This window comes from Roseateles toxinivorans (assembly GCF_004362525.1).
Classification (GTDB): domain Bacteria; phylum Pseudomonadota; class Gammaproteobacteria; order Burkholderiales; family Burkholderiaceae_C; genus Paucibacter; species Paucibacter toxinivorans.
The window spans coordinates 23,373-40,231 of the sequence record NZ_SNXS01000013.1 but is presented as its reverse complement, the minus strand read 5'-3'; the positions used below and the strand labels follow the sequence as shown (position 1 = coordinate 40,231).

Genomic DNA, 16,859 nt, shown 5'->3' with positions numbered 1-16,859 from the left:
CGCCCTCGCCCCTGCTGCAGCGGGTGTGCAAGCTCGACGTCGGCAAGACGCGCCCCACTCCGGGTTGGCCGCCACCGGCGCATCTGCAGAGGGGCCGGGGGGCTGGCCACAGCAGGCATAAGGAAGCTGGAGGTCGGTCCGTCCAGGACGGATCCAAGCTTCAGCCAGCTGTGGCCGGCCCCCCGGTCCCTCTGCCGCGCCATCATCGAAATCAGTCTCACTTCAGTCTCCCGGACAGATCAGGCGTCGAAGCGCAAACGCGCCGACAGCGGTTTGTTCTGGCCCACATCGCTGCGCAGACCCGAGGGGCTTTGCGGCAGCGCGCGGCCATCGATGGAAAAGCCGGCGCCGACATCGGTGGCCAGGCGGTTGCCGGGCTGCTTCGTCGTCAATCGGCTGGCATCGAAACGCAGCGCCGGAGCGCTGACCGAGACGCTGCCCTCGGCGACGAAGCCAACCGGCTCGCGCAGCTGGATGCCGGCCTCGACGGACAGCGTCTTGGCCCCGCCAAAGCGCAGGCTGACCTCGCCGTTGGCGCCGGCGATGGCCCGCGCGGCGCGCAGATCACCGCCCATGCTGGCCACGCCCGCCGCGCCACTCAAGCCCTGCAACTCCGACGGCACCTGGAAGGCATTGGCACTGGCCGCACCGCGCGGATTGGGCCGCTCCAGCGCGGTGAACTCGTTCGGCTGCTCCTTCAGCGCCAGCGCGACCTGGGCGCGCAGCGGCACACCGTCGGCGGAGAAGAAGTCCAGGGTCTCGCGGTAGGAGTCGGCAATGCCGGCGAACATGAAGGTGCCCCACTGGAACACGATGTGCGGAGGAACAAAGGCGGCGCCGGCTTCGCTGGAGGTGCCACTGCTCTGGTCGGGTGCACGCACGGTGGCGCGCAGGGGTCGGGTCTTGTTGCGCACGTCCTCACCGCTGGAGCTGGTGTCGAACAGCAGCTCGAGGTTCATCTTTGCGCTGGACTGGGTAGCAACCTGCGTGGTGGCGCCACTGCCGCCCTGCGGGCTGGCGCTGTTGGTGATCTCCACTTGCAACGACACCGGATTGAATTGCACGGCGATCGTTTCGCCGGCGATCACCAGCTCCGCCTTGGCCAGTTGCTGTGCGCTCATATCGAGTGCTCCAGACCTTCATGGACCACATGCAGCTCCTCGACGCCGACATCGCTGCCGCGGGCATTCAGGTCGGCGGTCTTGAACTTGACCGGCAGCGCGTGGCGCAGGGTCCAACCCATCACGCGCTGGCCCTCGATGTCGCGGATCTCGATGTCGGCGCGCAGCCGGGCCGCGTAGGTGCCGCTGCCCATCAGCTCGAACCACCACCAGAGGTCGCGGGCGGCGGTGATGCCGCGCTTGAACACCACGGTGGCAAAGCTGATCTGACCGGCACGTTGGTGCTGGCCCCAGTTGCGGCCGCCCTCACGGATGGCGCGGGGCTCCATCGTCGCCTCCAGGCCGGTGACCTCGGCGAAGGCCCCCTGGCACAGCGCGATGGTCTCGGAGCCGCCATCGCCCTCGACCTCGTCGCGGGCGAAGCTGACATGGAAATTGAACACACCCAAGGGTGCGTCGCGGGCGGCGCCAGGGTTGCTCATCATGGTGTCAGCTCCGCGACCGGATCGGCATCGGTCCATTGCACGCCGCCGTCCTCGGCCAAGGCCAGGGCGACACGCAGCCGGGCAATCGCCAGCTGCGGCATGAAGTCGATCAGCACGACGACGCGGCCATTGTCGATATCGGCCTGGCTCATCACCGTGCGGTCACAGCGCACGCTGAAGGCCTCGGCGGCGCTGGTGCCGCGCAGCGCGCCGGCCTGCCAGAAGCGGGTCAGCATGTCCTCGAAGCGGCTGCGCGTGGCCGTCCACAGCGCCTCGCCCGAAGGCTCGAAGACCAGGGTCTCGCCAACACGGCGGGCGGTGCGCAGCAGCTGGCCGAGCAGGCGCATCACGCCGGCATGGCTCCAGCCGGAGCGCCGGCTGGTGCTGCGGTCGCTGAGCAGGCGCACGCCATCGGGCGTGGGGCCGAATAGCGCGCAGCGGGTCAGCAGGGTGTCCCGCTGGTCGTCACTGTTGGCAAAGCGACGCAGCAGCTCGTCGGACGGTGCCGGCGTCACGCCCAGTACGCCCAGCGGCGCCTGGCCGGCCGCGGTGGCGGCGGCGCCGCGCGCCAGCACGCGGGCGGCCACCAGGCCGGCCAGCGCACCATCGGGCGGCAGGAGGCCCTCGGCCACACGCTGCTCGCGCGTGGGTCTCAGCCAGGGCGTCGCCAGCTGCAGCATGCTGGACCGCAGCAGAGGCTCCTGGTTCAGGGTCGCGACCGGATCGCGCGCCGCCCCTGCTCGCGGTGCAGCCAGCGGCAGAGCCAGCAGCAGCATCAGGTCACGTCGGCGCTGGGCGACGCGTGCGCGCAGCGCTTCGGCCGATTGCTTCCACAGCGTCCAGGCCTCGTCGTCCAGCCGAGGCGCGTTGACCCGACGGACGCCGGCCACGGCAGCATCGCCGACCAGATTCACGCCGCACTCGACGAACACCTCGGGCAGACCGGGCACGACCGCCGGCTCGGCTGCGATGGCGCCGCGCGGGCTGGCGCAAAGGTCGGGCAGATCAGGCACCAGCACCAGGCTGACATCGTCCAGCGCCCAGGCATGCTCGATGCCATGCAGCTGTTCGTTCTGCCAGCCGGAGATGCCAGCCAGCGGTAGCAGTCGGCGCCATTGCGCCTCGCGCAAATCCGTGTCGAGCTCGGTCAGCACGCTCCACGGCGCCGCGAGACACACGACATAACACTTGCGCCCGCCGTTGGCGAAGAAGTCGCGCACGGCCAGGCCCAGATAGTCATCGGCAGTGTCAGTGCCCCCCTCGCTGACCGGCCGGGCATGCCAGTCGAACAGCGCGTCGAACACCGTCCAGCTGTCGATGGGCAGCGGCGTGTCCAGCAGGGTGTCGGCTGGATAGCGGCGCTCGCGCAGCCAGTCGGCCACCGCGCGAGGCACGGCGGCACCGGCGCGGCGTGTCGTCCAGCCGACGAACAGGGCCACATCGGCGCGCGCGGAGTGCGTGCGCTCGGCGGCTGCTGCGTCGGTGAAGCTGAGACCGAACATGGTGGGCTGCGGCCGGTCGGGGTCAGGCCGCCTCGATCTCGAGGCCCTCGGCGCTGAGCACCAGTTCCTCCATCGCCACATCGCCGCCGCCCTTGGCGGCCAGGGTCGGGCCGGTGTACTTCATCGGTATGACCTTGCGCAGCAGCCATTTCTGCACCGCCTTGCCCGCCTCGTCGAGCAGGGTGATGGCCACATCCTTCTGCGCATTGACACCGTTGGTGCGGGTGTTCTTGATCCAGTCCCAGACAGGGCCCGAATCGATGATGCCGCGCTTGAGCGTGACGTCACCGACCTTGTGCACGCCGGGGATCTTGCGCACATGGTTCTCCTTGTCATTGCCGTAGCGGTACTCGGCGACGGTGATCTCCGAGCCCAGGCCCGAGACGTCGGAGAAGCCGCCGAAGACCTCGGATCCATCGAAGCTGACGGTGAAGTTGAAGGCACCGTAGGGAACATTGCGGTTGGCCATGGGTTTGCTCCAGAGGGATGTCAGTCACGGGCGTCGGCGGTCTTCTGGCCGATGCGGAAGATCACGAACTCGGCCGGCTTGACGGCGGCCACACCGATCTGGCAGACCAGGCGGCCGTTGTCCAGATCGTTCTGCGACATCGTCGAGCGGTCGCAGCGCACGAAGAAGGCCTCCTCCGGCCGCGTGCCCAGCAAGGCGCCGCTGCGCCACTCGTTGAACAGGAAGGAGGCCACTGTCTCGCGGATGCTGGCCCACAGGCGCTCGCCATTGGGCTCGAACACGGCCCATTGCGTGCTGCGGTCGATCGAGGCCTCGAGGTAATTGAAGTAGCGGCGGATGTTGACGTACTTCCACTCGGGGTCGGAGCTGGCCGTGCGCGCACCCCAGACGCGGTAGCCGCGGCCCGGGAAGAAGCGCAGGCAGTTGACACCCAGCGGATTGAGCATCTCCTGCTCTCCGAAGCTGATGTCGCGCTCGAAGCGCAGCGCGCCCAGCACGACCTCATTGGCCGGCGCCTTGAACACGCCGCGCTGGATGTCGTTGCGGGCATAGATTCCGCAGATGAATCCCGAGGGCGGCAGCGCGATCTCGCGCGGAATGTCGTCGCGCCCCGGCCGCGCATTCGGGTTGGCGATCACCACCCAGGGGTAGTACATCGCCGCGTACTTGGAATCGATGGTCGAGCGTGCGATGCGGGCGTCGCCGGCATTGAGCCCGCGGTCGGTGTCGAGCACGGCGATGCGGTACATGCGCCGGCCCTCGGCGTGGCTGATCAGCGCATTGCGGATGGCGTTGCGCTCTGGGTAGGCGCTAGAGCCGGGCGCGGCGACGATGGCGATGTCATCGATCTTGGCCAGTGCCGCGAAGGCCGGCGCGAACGCCGCCTCGGTGGGCATGGCGCCGTCATTGCCACCTGTCAGCGCGAACGAGCCCCGGCGACCGCTGATGCGGGTCACGGCCGTGCTTTGCGTCACAGGGAACAGGGCCGCCTGCAGCTGCGCCGCATTGACGGCGCTGCCGATGCGCGCGGCATACAGGTTCTCGATCTGGTCGGCACGTCGGTTGGGCATCTCGGCCATCACCGTGCCCAGCCAGCGCGGATGGTCGCGGTCATAGCCCAGGTCGTCCATGGCCAGGCTGCCGCCGTCGGCGTCGGTGGTGATGATGGCCAGGGTGATCAGGGCCACCGAAGCCAGCTCGTCGCCCACCAGGCCGTCATCGGGCTCGGCCGCGGCGCCATCGGCCCCGGCGGCCGTCAGCGCCCGCCAGACGCCGGTGCGCTTGACGAAGTAGGCGAATGCGGCCTCGGTGCTGCCGGTGCGCACCAGGGAGCCATCGGGTGCCATGTCCAGCGTGCGGCGCGGGGCCGGGGCGATGATTTCGCGGGTCTGTATGCCCCTCAGACCGGGCAGCTCGGTGGTCGGCACGGCGCCGTCGCCGCTGCGGCCCGGGAAGCGGGCGACGAAGCGGATGCGGTTGGTCTCGTCCTCGGCTGGCAGCGGATCCACCTCGGGCACAGGCCGCAGATCGGCCGTACTGGCCCGACCGCCGTCACCCAGAAAGACCCGCGCCACATAGAGCCGCGAACCGCCCTCGTTGAAATAGGCCCGCACCGCATGGGCCAGGTAGTTGGTCGGCACGGCCGCCGTGGCCGCCGGTGGTGTCGGCGCCAGATCGGCATAGCCGCCGTAGATGCGCTCGAAGTCGGCATAGCTGGTGAGGATCTCGGGCAGCAGCTCGGCGGTGGCGACAGGGCCCTTGCGGGTCAGGCCGGCAAAGCCGGTGGTGCTGGTGCCCACGCCCTCGATCGAGCGGGCACGGAAGCTGGTCTCTTCGACATAGACGCCTGGGGCTAGATATTCGGGCACGGGACACCTCCGGAGAGTGAGGATGGAGCGTTGGATGCGCGTTTCATGGCAGGGCGATGGTCAAGGACTCGACACGGCCGCTGGCAAAGCTGCGGCGCAGGATTCGGCGCACGACGCCGCCCCGCAGCGCCAGCGCATCGGGATCGAGTGGCTGCAGCGGATCGGCGGCCGGATCGAAGCTGACGGTCAGATCGGCTTCGACCTCGCGCTCGACGACCAGCTCGCCCTGGCCCACTGTGACCTGGGTGATGCCGGCAGCAATCAAGAGGGCCTGGCCGCGCGCATCGCTCATCGCCCGGCCCAGTAGCTGGCCGCCGGTCACCCGGTGCAGGCGCAGCACGGCGTGGGCCGCGGGCCTGCCGGCATGGGTGAGGCTGACGCGCAGCGCCGCCCAGCTGCCCAGCAGCGGCGCGGCGGGCGATGGGTCGAGCAGCACCTCGACCGGGATGAATCGTTCGGCCAGGCGGCCGGCGGGCAGCTGGGCCCGCGGCAGATTGACGGTGAACATGCGCGGCAGATAGCGCCCGGACGGATCGCTGACACGCCCGCTCACCGCCAACGCCGGCACGGCCGGGGCCAGTTCGAACGCGGCCTCGTAGACGGCCAGCTGGCGGGCCAGGCCCGGCGGACGATCGGCCGCCGCGAGCAGGGTTTCATCGAGCTCGGCCAGCACATGCAGGCCGGACAGATTGCGCACCCAGCGCACGCCGCGCGCGCTGACCTGCAGCGGCGCCTCGACGGTGCGCTGCGAGGGCGCGTCGACAAAGCGCACCGCGGCCCAGATGCGCCGCACGTCAGCCTCCATGACCAGCAACTCGGCCGCACTCATGACAGCACCCGCCCATAGTCAAAGCGCCGCGCGATCACCGGTGCAGCCTCGTCCTCCTCGACATCGAGAGTGACGACGCGGGCCACAAAGGGCGCGCTGAGCCGGTAGCCAGGGGCAATGGACTCCCAGATGCGCATCATGTCCTCGACCGACATCTCGGCCTGTATCAGTTGCACCACCTCGTCGGGCCGCCAACCGCCATTGGTCGAGAGCGTGGAGGCATCGAGCAGCGGGTCGCGGTGCAGTTCGCGCAGCATCCAGGCAAAGATCGTCAGCTCGCTGTCGGCGCTGCCGCTCCATACCGACAGCAGCAGATGCACGTCCAGCGACAGCGGCCGGTTGCGTCGGCCCGGCGTCGGCAAGGGCGCCGGCCGGCTGTTGCGCACCTGCTCATTGACGGTGACGCGGTGCGGCCAGATGCTCAGCACCGCCCCGCCCTGCCCGCCCAGATCGGCCAGCAGGCCACCGCTGCCCACGGATTGAAAAGTGCAGGCATGCAGCTGGCGCAGCGACTCGGGATAGGCGTTGGCCAGCCGATTGGCCAGGGAGTCGGCCAGCGAGATCAGCGCGAACTCATTGGCCATGGCACTCAGCCCTCGCCGTCGCTGGCAACGACACCGCCGCCGGCCGGCCGCAGCTCGCCGTACTCGGACTCGAAGCGGGCCATCGCGCTGTCCAGCAGCTGCAGCAGGGCCCGCGCGTAGGACGGAGTCATGATGATGCGCGCCTGGTCCACCTGGGCGCCGGCACCCTCGTAGGCCTGGGCAAAGCGCAGCAGCACCTCGTCGCGGCTGTAGCCGACCTCGAACTGGTTCACATAGACATACCCCCGCGCCTCGGCGGCAGCGCCGAACACCGTTCCGTCATGGGGTCGCCGGGCATCCATGGCTGATCTGTTGCAAGCGACGTGCCACCGCAGTCCGAAGCTCAGAAATGCAGGCGTATCAAGGACTTGGGGGCGTTTGTGCACGTCTTCCGAGATGCGCATGTCACAGCCGCAATGTGACAGGCAATGACGCCTTTCAGTGAAGAATCAAGCACTTGCGGTGTCACATCGCGATGTGACAGTGCACGTTACCGCGAGGGCTCGATATGGAACTGCTTCATCTTGCGGTACAGCGTCATGCGCGACCAGTGCAGCAGTTCGGCGGTCTTGCTGCGGTTCCATTCGCAGCGCGCCAGCGCTTCGAGAATGCGCGTGGACTCACCGGCCTCGGGGACGGGGGCCAGCGCCAGGTCCGCCGGCTCCAGCCATCGGCCATCGAACATGATGCCGGCGGCCTCGACCAGATTGCGCAGCTCGCGCGCATTGCCGGGCCAGTCGTGCTTGCGCAGGCGCTCCAGCGCGGCCGCACTGAGCCGCACCGGGCCGGCCAGATTGCCGGCGCCCAACGCTTGCGCAAAGTGCTCGAACAGCGGGGCCACATCCTCGGGCCGCTCGCGCAGCGGCAGCATCTCGATGCGGGCCACATTCAGCCGGTAGAACAGATCGGCGCGGAAACGCCCATCGCGCACCGCCCGCTCCAAAGCGCAATGGGTGGCGGCAACGATGCGCACATCGATGCTGCGGCTGCGCAGCGCGCCGATCGGGAAGACCTCGCGCGTCTCGATCACGCGCAGCAGCTTGGCCTGGGCATGCAGGGGCATGTCTCCGATCTCGTCGAGGAACAGCGTGCCGCCATGGGCCAGCGTGATCTTGCCCGGGTAGGCCGCGTGAGCGCCGGTGAACGAACCACGCTCATATCCGAACAGCTCGCTGTCGAGCAGGCTGTCGGGCAGGGCCGCGCAATTGATGCTGACCAGGGGGCCGTCGCGGCGCAGGCCCAGCTCGTGCAGCGCGCGGGCCGCAACGTCCTTGCCGGTGCCGGTTTCGCCGGTGATCAACACGCTGCAGCTGGAGCGAGCCAGCAGCGGCAGCCGCTCACGCAGCGCGCGCAGCGAGGGGCTGTTGCCGACGATGGCGTCCAGTGCGTCCCGGTGTGCGCCGGGCGCGCGCGGGCCGTGGGCCGTGGCGCGATCAAGCATCGGACGAGGTTCGGTCATTGTTGCGCTCCCTGGATCGGCCAGACCGCTCAGGTACCGGCCGAACTGACCTCGCTTTCTATGCCCTGGCCCGGGGTTTACCCATCCCTAAGGCATAGGAACTCCGGCCCTTGAATCCGTGGAAAGTGCTGTACATCGGCAAGGAGTTCAATGCAGCAGCCTGGCGTCCGCGCTCAGCGTCTCGAACAGGAACTGCGTGAACGCGCGGATGCGGGCCACCTGGCGCAGATCGGGGTGGCTGAGTATCCATATCTGCGTGTCCAGCGCGGGCTCGGGCGCTGCCAGCTGCACCAGCCCCTGCCGCTGTGCGGCGAGGGGACACAGCAGCATGCCCACGCCCAGGCCCTGGGTCACCGCATCGGCCATGGCCACCAGGCTGTCGGCGCGCAGGGCGATGCGCTCGTCGGGCACGCGCTGGTGCAGCCATTTCAGCTGCTCCAGGTGGGCCAGCGATTCGTCCGGCGCCACCCAGCTGTAGTCGTCGAAGCCCGCCCCCTCACCCAGGGTCTGCAGATAGGCCCCGGAGGCGTAGAGCGCGGTCTGGATGTCGCCGACGCGGCGCCCGATCAGGTTCTCCGGCGGCCGGTTGGTGCCACGCAGCGCCACATCGGCCTCGCGCCGGTTCAGGCTCAGAAAGCTGTTGTTGGCCACCACCTGGATCTGCACACCCGGATGCAGCGCGCGAAAGCGCTGCAGCAGGGGCATCAGCAGCGCATGGACCAGGGTGTCGGGGGCGGTCAGCCGTATCACGCCCTTGATCTCCTCGTCCAGCCCCATCAGCCGGCGCTGCGCCGCCTCGATCTGTTCGGCCAAACCGCTGGTCTGCCGGGCCAAAGACTCGCCGGAGGCGGTCAGCGCATAGCCGCCGGGCAGGCGGTCGAACAGGCGCGTGGCCAGCGTCTGCTCCAGGCTGGCAATGCGGCGCAGCACGGTCGAGTGGTTGACGCCCAGCAGCGTCGCTGCACCCGAGACCGAGCCAGCGCGGCAGACGGCCAGAAAGAACTGCAGATCGTCCCAGCTCAGGGGCCGCTCGGGGGGGCTTGTCGACATGGTGATCGCTTCACTTCAATATGCGAATTCGCATAATCTCAATGCGGAATATGTGAATTGTCGTGCAAATACGCGGAATCTACAGTGGCTTCACCGGCAACAAGCCAGCAACCCTGTGAAAGGATTTCCGATGATTCTCGCCCTGCCCCCACAAGCCTCGCCCGCCCTGGGCGCCTCCCTGCTGCGCATCGCGCTGGGCCTGATGTGGCTCAGCCACGCCATCCTGCTCAAGCTGATGACTTTCGGCATTGCCGGCCTGGCCGCGTGGATGGCCACGCAGGGCCTGCCGCCGGCCCTGGCCTGGCCGCTGGTGATTGCCGAGACGCTGGGCGGCACGCTGATACTGCTGGGCCTGCATGGCCGCTGGGCCTCGCTGGCCCTGCTGCCGGTGCTGATGGGCGCCACCGTCATCCACGCCGGCAACGGCTGGGTCTTCACCAGCAGCAATGGCGGCTGGGAGTACCCGGTTTTCCTGCTCGTCGCCTCGGTCGCCCACATCCTGCTGGGCGACGGCAAGCTGGCGCTAAAGCGCAGCCAGGCCTGAAGGAGCGTCCGTCATGAGCCATCTGGAATTGATCAGCCACAAGCTGTGCCCCTATGTGCAACGAGCGGTGATCGCGCTGAGCGAAAAGAACCTGCCCTTCACGCGCACCGATATCGACCTGGCCGCCAAGCCGGCCTGGTTCAAGGCCCTGTCGCCGCTGGGCAAGGTGCCGCTGCTGCGCATCGGTGACGAGGTGCTGTTCGAGTCGGCGGTGATCGTCGAATACCTGGAAGACACGCAGGCGCCGGCCCTGCATCCGGCCGATGCGCTGCAGCGCGCCCGCCACCGTGCCTGGATCGAGTTCGGCTCCACGGTGCTGAACGACATCTGGGGCTTCTACACCGCCGCTGATGTCACCCAGCTACAGGCCAAACGCGAACTGCTGCGCACCAGGTTCGAGCGGCTGGAGGAGGCGCTGGACACCGGCCCCTACTTCGCCGGCGAACGCTTCAGCCTCGTCGACGCGGTGTTCGCCCCGGTGTTCCGCTACTGGGAGCTGTTCGACCGCATCGCCGATTTCGGTGTCTTCGATGGCCTGCCCCGGGTACAGGCCTGGCGCCGGGCGCTGACCCAGCGACCTTCGGTGCAAGGTGCCGTGGCCGAGGACTATGTCGAACGGCTGAGCAACTTCGTGCGCGCGCAGCACGGCGAGCTGGCGCGGCTGATGGCCGACATGCCCGCCGCCGAACCCGCCTGAGCCGTCAGGGGTCGCGCCGGGCCAACTCGAAATGCATGCCGTCCGGGTTGTTGATGAAGTGCCCGCCCCAGGCAAAGCCCTGGGCATTGAACAGCGGCACCAGATCACCCAGAAAGCCCTGGCGGCCGGGCAGGGCCGGGGCCTGCCCGGCCGGGTTCCAGCGGGCATTGATGTCTATGGCCACACCCCAGCTGTGCGAGCTGAGCTCGGGGTTGTTGGGGTCCCAGTTCTTGTGGCGCGGCACGAAGCTGCCGTCGAAGGTCAGCAGCAGATCGGCCAGGCCGGATTGGGCAATCGTGTCGAACACCGCCTGGAAATGCGGCAGGGCGAGCCGGTGCACGGCCACCGAGCCCTGGCCCAGCGCCTCCAGCAGCGGGTGTTGCAGGGCCACGATGTGCTGCTGCACCCAGCCCGGCGTGCTGATCACCACCGCGCCACGCTTCGCCCCGGGCTGCGACTGGAAGGCGCCGAACACGCCGGCCAGATCGGCCTGGGCCAAAGGCAGGATGCTGCCGTTGGAGCGCCGGCGCACATCGGGGGTGCGCTCACCGGCGGCGGGCTGCGGCGTGGCCACCGGCGCCTCGTCGAGCCGGGCGCCGCCGGCCCAGAAATACTGCTGCTGGTTGGCGACGCGGAACCACTGCGTGCGGCCCAGAAAGGCCTCGCCCTCCAGCACCTGATCGACCAGCAGGGCCTGGCCGGGCTCGAGCCGGGCCAGACGCGTGCCCATCAGGCTGGGCATGCTGCGCAGGTTCAGCTTGTTGCTGATGTGCGCCAGCCGGGCTGGCGTCAGCGGTGTGGCCGCGGCCAGCGGGTCAGGCAAGGTAGCCATCATCGTCGCTCCCGGGCGCTAGGCCCAACAGGTCCTGGATCTGCAGCGCCGTCAGTTCGGCCAGGGGCTCGAAGCCGCGCGAGACCTGCCACGCCTTGATGGCCTGCCGCGTCGCGCCGTCGAAATGGCCGCTGACCTGCACGCCGCTGAGCTTCAGGCTGCGCTGCAGGCGCTCGACCTCGGCCACCGACAGGGCCCGCTCGGCATCGTTCAAGGCATCGCTCATCGCCGCGCCGGCTTCCGCGGCGGGGGGCGCGGCGGCAGCGGCCGCGGTGGCCGGCGAGCGAGCCAGCAGCGTCTTGGGTGCCTCGGCTGCGCTGCCACCGCTACCACCTCCTCCCCCTTCACCCCTGCCACCGCTGCTGCGCACTTTGACCAGTTTGCTCAGCGCGTCGAACCAGAACGGCGCACCGAGCGTGCAGGCCACCGCCGTGACACACCAGCCGAACAGGCTGAGCAGCACATAGTTGCCCCACCATTGCGGGTTGCCCAGCACGCCCAGGCCCTGGCAGTTGGCGGCCACCGGCCGGCCCTTGTCATCGACGGAGTCACAGCCATCGGCGAAGGCGCGCGGCCAGGCCGAGGCGTCCCAACCGATGGGCAGACCGGCGCTCTGCAGCACGCCGAAGTTGTTCATCGTGATGCAGTAGTCGCGTGCCGCCCCCTCGGGCTTGGCGGCGCAGTCACGCGGCAGGGCCCGCGCCGCGGCCGACGCCGCGGGGCCAGGCGCTGCCGCTTTGGCCGCGGGCGCCGACGGCCCGGCAACGGCCTCGCCCAGCCGCGCATGGGCACCGCGCAGCGCCATGGCGTCGGCGGGCAGGGCCGCGCCGATCTCTGCCATCAGCTCGCGCATGGCGGCCGAATCCGGCGCCTGCGCTTGCAGCAGGCTGCGCAGCCTGATCAAGCCGCCCAGCGCCTGGTTCAACGCTGCCGTCGTCCGGCCATCGGGCGAGGCCTTGCGCGCGGCCAGCGTGGCCGCATGCAGCGCCGCGAAGCGCTCGCTGACACCATCGGTCGGCCTGGCCGGTTCGGCCGCAGACGGGGCCCGCGCCGCCTGCGATGCCGCCGGCGCCGCGGGCTGGCCGAGCGGCAAGACCGGCACCTTGCTGGCCCCCGCCTGCGCCGCATAGGCGGCAGTGGCCTGCTCGGCCGCGGCCACAGTCGCCTTGCGCAGGGCCTCGTCCTCCCACAGCCTCGACGAGATCACCACCGGGTTGATATTGGCCAGCGCCGCAGCCAGAAAACCAAACACGAAAACGGTGACCTGCGTATGGCGCTTGAACCAGCCGATCGAGCGGCTGCCCACGGCGTCATACCAGGCGCCCAGGCGGGCCTCATAGGCCGGCCAGTCATGCTCGACCCCCATCACCAGGCTGTTCAGGCCGGCCACGAAGTCGGCATTGGGCACCGCCAGGCCCCCGGGCTTTTGCAACGCGGCCTTCGCCAGCGCGACAAACTCGCCCGGCGTGGCCGGGCGTTGACCACCGGCCTGCTCGGACAGATGGGCAATCAGCGCCGTCACCACCACATCGGTCGCCAGATAGGAGGGCCGGCCCTCCTGCTGCTTGGTCTGCTGAGCCATGGACACGATCAGCGGATGCTTCAGCAGCGCCTCGGTGAACTTCAGGTCATCGGCGAAGAATGACTGCACCGCCTTCAGCAGATAGCGCCCGCGCAGGCCGCGCAGCGAGGTCCATATCTCCTGCAGCGCGGTGGCCAGCAGGCTGGTCAGCGCGAACACCAGGGCCAGCCCAATCACCACGTCGATCATTCGGGTGTCCATGCTCGGCCCCTCAAGCGATGTCGTTGTAGAACAGGTGCGCGCCGATGCGTGCACAGGGCTCGCGGCCCAGAGCCCAGCGCGGCCGGGGATTCAGGCTGCAGGTGTGATAGTGAGTGGCCCGGCGGGTCGGGTCGGCGGCCTCGCGCTGCGGCCGCGGCTGCGCCAGCAGCCGGCCGGCCAGGTCCAGTGCCAGGCGAAAGCGCGCATCGCTGCCGTCCACTCTCAGCAGCTGCGGCAGATTCGGATCATTGCGGTTCCAGCAGCTGAACTGCCAGGGCTTCTGACAGACGGCGATCACGTCCCGGCCCCAGTAGGTCTGGCGCGCCACGCGGTTGAGCACGACATGGGCCACGGCGGCCATGCCGTCACCGGCCTCGCCGCGGGCCTCGCCCCACATCGTGCGGGCCAGGGTCACCGCCTTGCTGGACGGTCCGCCGGACGGCGCGGCCGGCGACACGGCCGCAGGCGCAAGCGGCACGGCGCTGTCGCGCGGCATCGTCTGGCGCAGCAGCGGCTCGCCGCGACGCACCAGCTGGGCGCCGGCCCAGTCGAGTATCGGCGTGATAGGCACCGCCACCGCATTCAGCAACGCTCCCTCCGGCGCCGCGCCGGCATGAATGGCGACCAACTCGTCCCGGTCGTTCCAGACCGGCGCCCCGCTGTCACCCGCCTCTGTGGCCTCGGCGCTGCGCCAGCACAGCGCATCCTGCAGCCGATAGACCTTGCTCAGATCGCCGGCCACGCACAGGCGGGCGCTCAGAAAGCCGGGCGAATCGCCCCCGATCTCGCGGCCGCGGGTGCGCAGCCGCAGCCGGTCATCGGCAAAGGTCGGGGCCACGCCGCGGGGCCAGTCCGCCGGTCGGGCGGCCAGCGGCGCCAGCGCGGCAATGCTCACCTCGGCCAGCGCGGCGTCGATGCGGGTATCGGCCGGCAGGCCCTCGAAATTGGGCTGCCAGTCGAACAGCCGGCCACTGAACGAGGACGTGTCTTCGCCATCGTATTGAAAAATGATGTCATCGCCGCTGGCCGAGCCGATGCCGGCGCCAAGCACATGGCCTGCCGTCAGCGCCAGCAGCCGCGAGGGATTGCTGGGCCGGCGCAGCACCGCGGCCAGGGTGCCGTCAAGGAAGTTGTGCGACAGGTTCTCGGTGCGCACCCAACTCTGCGCCAGGCCATGACGGGCGCCACGCAGGCTGCGCACCGGCAACGGCGACCCGTCAAGCGCCGAACGCAGCTCTGTCGGCAGCCAGCGGCCGGCACAGCTGTCGTCGAAGCCCAGCATGAACGCCGGTCCCTCGCCCACGCGTCGCGCCAGCGGCTGGTGCAGCCAGCACAGGGCCATGGCCGCCCCCGGCGCCAGGCCCAGCCGGTGCGCCAGCACCGGGTCTCGGCCGTCCTCGCGCAGCAGGGCATTGAGCGCGGCGCGGGTACTGTTCAGATGCAGGGCGCGCTGAAGCATCATCGGCCTCGTCAGCCCTTGGGCTTGCAGGTCTGGGCCATCACCGCCTTCAATGTGTTGTCGTCGAGCAGGCCTGTCCTGGCCAGCGGCGGCACATTGGTGGCCTGGCAGTTCGTCGCCGCGCGGCGGATGTCCTCCGGCTTGGACTCGAGCGTCAGGCCCATCGCCTCGCGCAGCTCGGCAGGCACCGCGCTGAGCGGCGTCTCGCGGCCAGCGGCTGCTGCGCCCGGGGCCGAGGCGGGCCCCGGGGCCGGCGCCGCGCGCGCCACCGGCTCGGTGATGGTCAACTGGGCCACGTGCTCGGCGGTGCTGCCGCTGTCGCGGATATGGACCGTCAGCACATCGCCGGTCGCCACGCCGCTGGCCGTGTAGTCAAAGCGGAACTGCCCCCCCTCCAGCCTGACCGGCAGCGATGTGCTGTTGTTGCCGGCCTCGACCTGCGCGGTCGGCACATTGCCGCCGCTGCTGACGAAGAAGCTGATGGTGTCGCCAAGCGCCAGGCTGAGTTTGTCCCCGGCCGGGAACACGCGCAGCAGCGAGCCATTCACCTTGACCGTGCACTCGCCCATCGCCTTGCGCGCCTTGGCATAGCCGGCGCCCAGCGAGTCCTGGTTCAGATCGTCGAGGCGTACCCGGGCGGCGCGCAGCTGGGTCAGCGCGCCTTCGATCCTGTCGAGCCTGGCCCTGTCGTCCTGGCTCAGCCTGCGCGTCGCGTCGCTCTTGCCCTGCGCGGCGCCGACGTCGCTCGTCTTGGACTTGAAGCCATCGGCACCGCTCACGCTCAGCGCCGTCTCGCGCAGGCCCTGGCCGGCGGCCATTACCGAGGCCAGATCGGGCAGGGTCTTGTCCACCTCCTCGCTGACCTTCAGCTGTATCCTGACCGCACGGTCCCACAGCAGGGGGCCGGCCTCCTCCAGCACGCCTATCACCTTGCCGGCATGCTGGGCGGCGCGGTCGGCCGCCGCCAGTTCGGTCTGTGCCAGGGCAAACAGGCTCTTCACCTCGGGCGCAGCCAGCTCGGTGCGCGAGCCGCCGCCGCTGGTGCCGGTGCAGCGGGCGTCCCAGGCCCGCTGGCGGACGCGACAGTCGCCGAGCAGCAGACTTGCCTCCTCGGCCGTGGCACCAGGCGGCACCGTCGGGCACTTCGGCCTGAGGTCGGCGCAGCTGCGGTTCACCAACGGCACCTCGGCCAGGCGGGCCTGGTTCAAATCCTGATGGCGGTCGAGCAGCGCGCGCAGCTCCGCCGAATGCCGGCGCAGCGCGGCCCGCTGTCCGTACAGCGTCACCTTCGTGCCGTCATCGCCGGCCTGGCCCAGCATCGCCTGGCCCTTGCGGAAGGGCTCGGCGGCATTCAGCGCGCACATCAGTGCGTCGGCGCCGGCGCGATACACGCCCCAGCGCGGCCGCGAGATCAGGGTATTGCCATAGGCATAGCCGGCCGCGCCCACGGTACCCACCGCGGCCATATCGGTGGTGTTCGGGTGGGTCACGGTCTTGAACAGCGCCAGCGCCGACAGACCGATCAGCCCGGCCGACAGCTGCGGCACCGCATTCGCCTGCTCCTCGACGGCGCTGACATAGCGGCGCTGGACCAGGCGCACGTCGGCATAGATCTCCTCCAGTGTGGCCGGCCTGTCATCCTTGCCGCCGGCGTATTTGCCATCGGCTCCGTGTTCGATGCGCAGCCGCTCGGAGAAGATCTGCGGCGCCAAGGTGGAACAGGCGGCGAGCGCCCACAGCGACGGCGCGATCAGCGCCCACTTTGCGGCATTCCAAGACGAGCTCATGGGCCCCCCTGTCAGGCTGAAGCAAGGAGGTGCGATTGCACACCTGATGGCACTACTTACACATCCCTAACAATGACGAGCGCCGCGCCGCGACCCGCCGCGACCAGCGCGCTTGACTCTGGAGTAGCTAAGGAGCTTCAAATGCCGGCATGGACTTCACCGCGGCGCCTTCTGCGGCTATGGCGCGGCCACGCCCGATCTGCAGCGCCCGCCGGTCATTTGGTGCGGCGGCGACACCTTCATCCAGAAGGACGGCATCAACCACGACTTCGGCCTGTTCGAAAGCCCGGATGCCTTCTATGCCCGCCATGGCGTCAACCTCAGCGGCCCCAAGCGCTGGCTCTACCAGCGGCTGATACGCCACCAGATGGATGGCAATGTGGCCCGTAT

General features: G+C 69.6%; 17 protein-coding genes. 2 read left to right on the top strand and 15 right to left on the bottom strand.

Annotated features, from left to right (window positions below; translation table 11 throughout):
* Positions 1-239: 239 nt before the first annotated feature.
* The 10 genes from DES47_RS25855 to DES47_RS25810 form a co-directional block, all read right to left on the bottom strand.
* Complete coding sequence (locus tag DES47_RS25855; RefSeq protein WP_133703670.1) at positions 240-1,121, bottom strand: CIS tube protein; 882 nt, start codon at positions 1,119-1,121, stop codon at positions 240-242.
* Positions 1,118-1,606 carry a phage tail protein gene (locus DES47_RS25850; RefSeq protein ID WP_243748469.1) on the bottom strand — a complete coding sequence of 163 codons (489 nt, stop codon included), beginning with the start codon at positions 1,604-1,606 and terminating at the stop codon, positions 1,118-1,120. The genes DES47_RS25855 and DES47_RS25850 overlap by 4 nt, the downstream gene beginning before the upstream one ends.
* Complete coding sequence (locus DES47_RS25845; protein ID WP_166652176.1) at positions 1,603-3,108, bottom strand: hypothetical protein; 1,506 nt, start codon at positions 3,106-3,108, stop codon at positions 1,603-1,605. Before DES47_RS25845 ends, DES47_RS25850 begins: the two co-directional genes overlap by 4 nt.
* A gap of 22 nt (positions 3,109-3,130) precedes the next feature.
* Complete coding sequence (locus DES47_RS25840) at positions 3,131-3,577, bottom strand: phage tail protein (RefSeq protein ID WP_133703668.1); 447 nt, start codon at positions 3,575-3,577, stop codon at positions 3,131-3,133.
* A gap of 20 nt (positions 3,578-3,597) precedes the next feature.
* Entirely contained in the window at positions 3,598-5,445 is a 1,848-nt protein-coding gene (locus tag DES47_RS25835) for a phage tail sheath family protein (protein ID WP_133703667.1), read from the bottom strand.
* A gap of 43 nt (positions 5,446-5,488) precedes the next feature.
* On the bottom strand, positions 5,489-6,274 hold the full coding sequence (locus tag DES47_RS25830) for a hypothetical protein (protein WP_133703666.1): 786 nt from the start codon (positions 6,272-6,274) through the stop codon (positions 5,489-5,491).
* Positions 6,271-6,858 carry a Pvc16 family protein gene (locus DES47_RS25825; RefSeq protein ID WP_133703665.1) on the bottom strand — a complete coding sequence of 196 codons (588 nt, stop codon included), beginning with the start codon at positions 6,856-6,858 and terminating at the stop codon, positions 6,271-6,273. The genes DES47_RS25830 and DES47_RS25825 overlap by 4 nt, the downstream gene beginning before the upstream one ends.
* Positions 6,859-6,863: 5 nt before the next feature.
* Positions 6,864-7,160: a DUF3467 domain-containing protein gene (locus DES47_RS25820; protein WP_166652175.1), complete on the bottom strand. Its 297-nt coding sequence runs from the start codon at positions 7,158-7,160 to the stop codon at positions 6,864-6,866.
* A 188-nt stretch (positions 7,161-7,348) separates the two neighbouring features.
* Complete coding sequence (locus DES47_RS25815) at positions 7,349-8,317, bottom strand: sigma-54 interaction domain-containing protein (protein ID WP_243748468.1); 969 nt, start codon at positions 8,315-8,317, stop codon at positions 7,349-7,351.
* A 147-nt stretch (positions 8,318-8,464) separates the two neighbouring features.
* A complete protein-coding gene (locus tag DES47_RS25810; RefSeq protein WP_133703663.1) occupies positions 8,465-9,367 on the bottom strand; it encodes a LysR family transcriptional regulator in 903 nt (300 codons plus the stop codon).
* A 130-nt stretch (positions 9,368-9,497) separates the two neighbouring features.
* Between DES47_RS25810 and DES47_RS25805 the strand changes: the two genes are divergently transcribed.
* Positions 9,498-9,911 carry a DoxX family protein gene (locus DES47_RS25805; protein WP_133703662.1) on the top strand — a complete coding sequence of 138 codons (414 nt, stop codon included), beginning with the start codon at positions 9,498-9,500 and terminating at the stop codon, positions 9,909-9,911.
* 13 nt (positions 9,912-9,924) lie between these two features.
* Positions 9,925-10,608 carry a glutathione S-transferase family protein gene (locus tag DES47_RS25800; protein ID WP_133703661.1) on the top strand — a complete coding sequence of 228 codons (684 nt, stop codon included), beginning with the start codon at positions 9,925-9,927 and terminating at the stop codon, positions 10,606-10,608.
* Between the two features lie 4 nt (positions 10,609-10,612).
* Here DES47_RS25800 and DES47_RS25795 read toward each other — a convergent pair whose 3' ends face one another.
* From DES47_RS25795 to DES47_RS28845, 5 genes are all read right to left on the bottom strand, one after another.
* Complete coding sequence (locus tag DES47_RS25795) at positions 10,613-11,440, bottom strand: M15 family metallopeptidase (protein ID WP_133703660.1); 828 nt, start codon at positions 11,438-11,440, stop codon at positions 10,613-10,615.
* Positions 11,424-13,223, bottom strand: coding sequence for a peptidoglycan-binding domain-containing protein (locus DES47_RS25790; RefSeq protein ID WP_133703659.1), 1,800 nt, complete (start codon positions 13,221-13,223; stop codon positions 11,424-11,426). Before DES47_RS25790 ends, DES47_RS25795 begins: the two co-directional genes overlap by 17 nt.
* 10 nt (positions 13,224-13,233) lie before the next feature.
* The gene (locus DES47_RS29060; RefSeq protein WP_208115121.1) at positions 13,234-14,685 is read right to left on the bottom strand and encodes a cell wall hydrolase; all 1,452 of its coding nucleotides are present in this window, start codon (positions 14,683-14,685) and stop codon (positions 13,234-13,236) included.
* An 8-nt stretch (positions 14,686-14,693) separates the two neighbouring features.
* Complete coding sequence (locus tag DES47_RS25780; RefSeq protein ID WP_133703658.1) at positions 14,694-16,469, bottom strand: hypothetical protein; 1,776 nt, start codon at positions 16,467-16,469, stop codon at positions 14,694-14,696.
* Between the two features lie 127 nt (positions 16,470-16,596).
* Positions 16,597-16,779, bottom strand: a complete 183-nt coding sequence (locus DES47_RS28845; RefSeq protein WP_166652174.1) for a hypothetical protein — start codon at positions 16,777-16,779, stop codon at positions 16,597-16,599.
* Positions 16,780-16,859: the final 80 nt, after the last annotated feature.

Coding starts and splice junctions, on each gene's coding strand:
- DES47_RS28845 (WP_166652174.1), bottom strand. CDS start 16,779: ATGGCGGGCATAGAAGGCATCCGGGCTTTCGAACAGGCCGAAGTCGTG.
- DES47_RS25855 (WP_133703670.1), bottom strand. CDS start 1,121: ATGAGCGCACAGCAACTGGCCAAGGCGGAGCTGGTGATCGCCGGCGAA.
- DES47_RS25815 (WP_243748468.1), bottom strand. CDS start 8,317: ATGACCGAACCTCGTCCGATGCTTGATCGCGCCACGGCCCACGGCCCG.
- DES47_RS25830 (WP_133703666.1), bottom strand. CDS start 6,274: ATGAGTGCGGCCGAGTTGCTGGTCATGGAGGCTGACGTGCGGCGCATC.
- DES47_RS25795 (WP_133703660.1), bottom strand. CDS start 11,440: ATGGCTACCTTGCCTGACCCGCTGGCCGCGGCCACACCGCTGACGCCA.
- DES47_RS25850 (WP_243748469.1), bottom strand. CDS start 1,606: ATGATGAGCAACCCTGGCGCCGCCCGCGACGCACCCTTGGGTGTGTTC.
- DES47_RS25780 (WP_133703658.1), bottom strand. CDS start 16,469: ATGAGCTCGTCTTGGAATGCCGCAAAGTGGGCGCTGATCGCGCCGTCG.
- DES47_RS25825 (WP_133703665.1), bottom strand. CDS start 6,858: ATGGCCAATGAGTTCGCGCTGATCTCGCTGGCCGACTCCCTGGCCAAT.
- DES47_RS29060 (WP_208115121.1), bottom strand. CDS start 14,685: ATGATGCTTCAGCGCGCCCTGCATCTGAACAGTACCCGCGCCGCGCTC.
- DES47_RS25800 (WP_133703661.1), top strand. CDS start 9,925: ATGAGCCATCTGGAATTGATCAGCCACAAGCTGTGCCCCTATGTGCAA.
- DES47_RS25820 (WP_166652175.1), bottom strand. CDS start 7,160: ATGGATGCCCGGCGACCCCATGACGGAACGGTGTTCGGCGCTGCCGCC.
- DES47_RS25790 (WP_133703659.1), bottom strand. CDS start 13,223: ATGGACACCCGAATGATCGACGTGGTGATTGGGCTGGCCCTGGTGTTC.
- DES47_RS25805 (WP_133703662.1), top strand. CDS start 9,498: ATGATTCTCGCCCTGCCCCCACAAGCCTCGCCCGCCCTGGGCGCCTCC.
- DES47_RS25845 (WP_166652176.1), bottom strand. CDS start 3,108: ATGTTCGGTCTCAGCTTCACCGACGCAGCAGCCGCCGAGCGCACGCAC.
- DES47_RS25810 (WP_133703663.1), bottom strand. CDS start 9,367: ATGTCGACAAGCCCCCCCGAGCGGCCCCTGAGCTGGGACGATCTGCAG.
- DES47_RS25840 (WP_133703668.1), bottom strand. CDS start 3,577: ATGGCCAACCGCAATGTTCCCTACGGTGCCTTCAACTTCACCGTCAGC.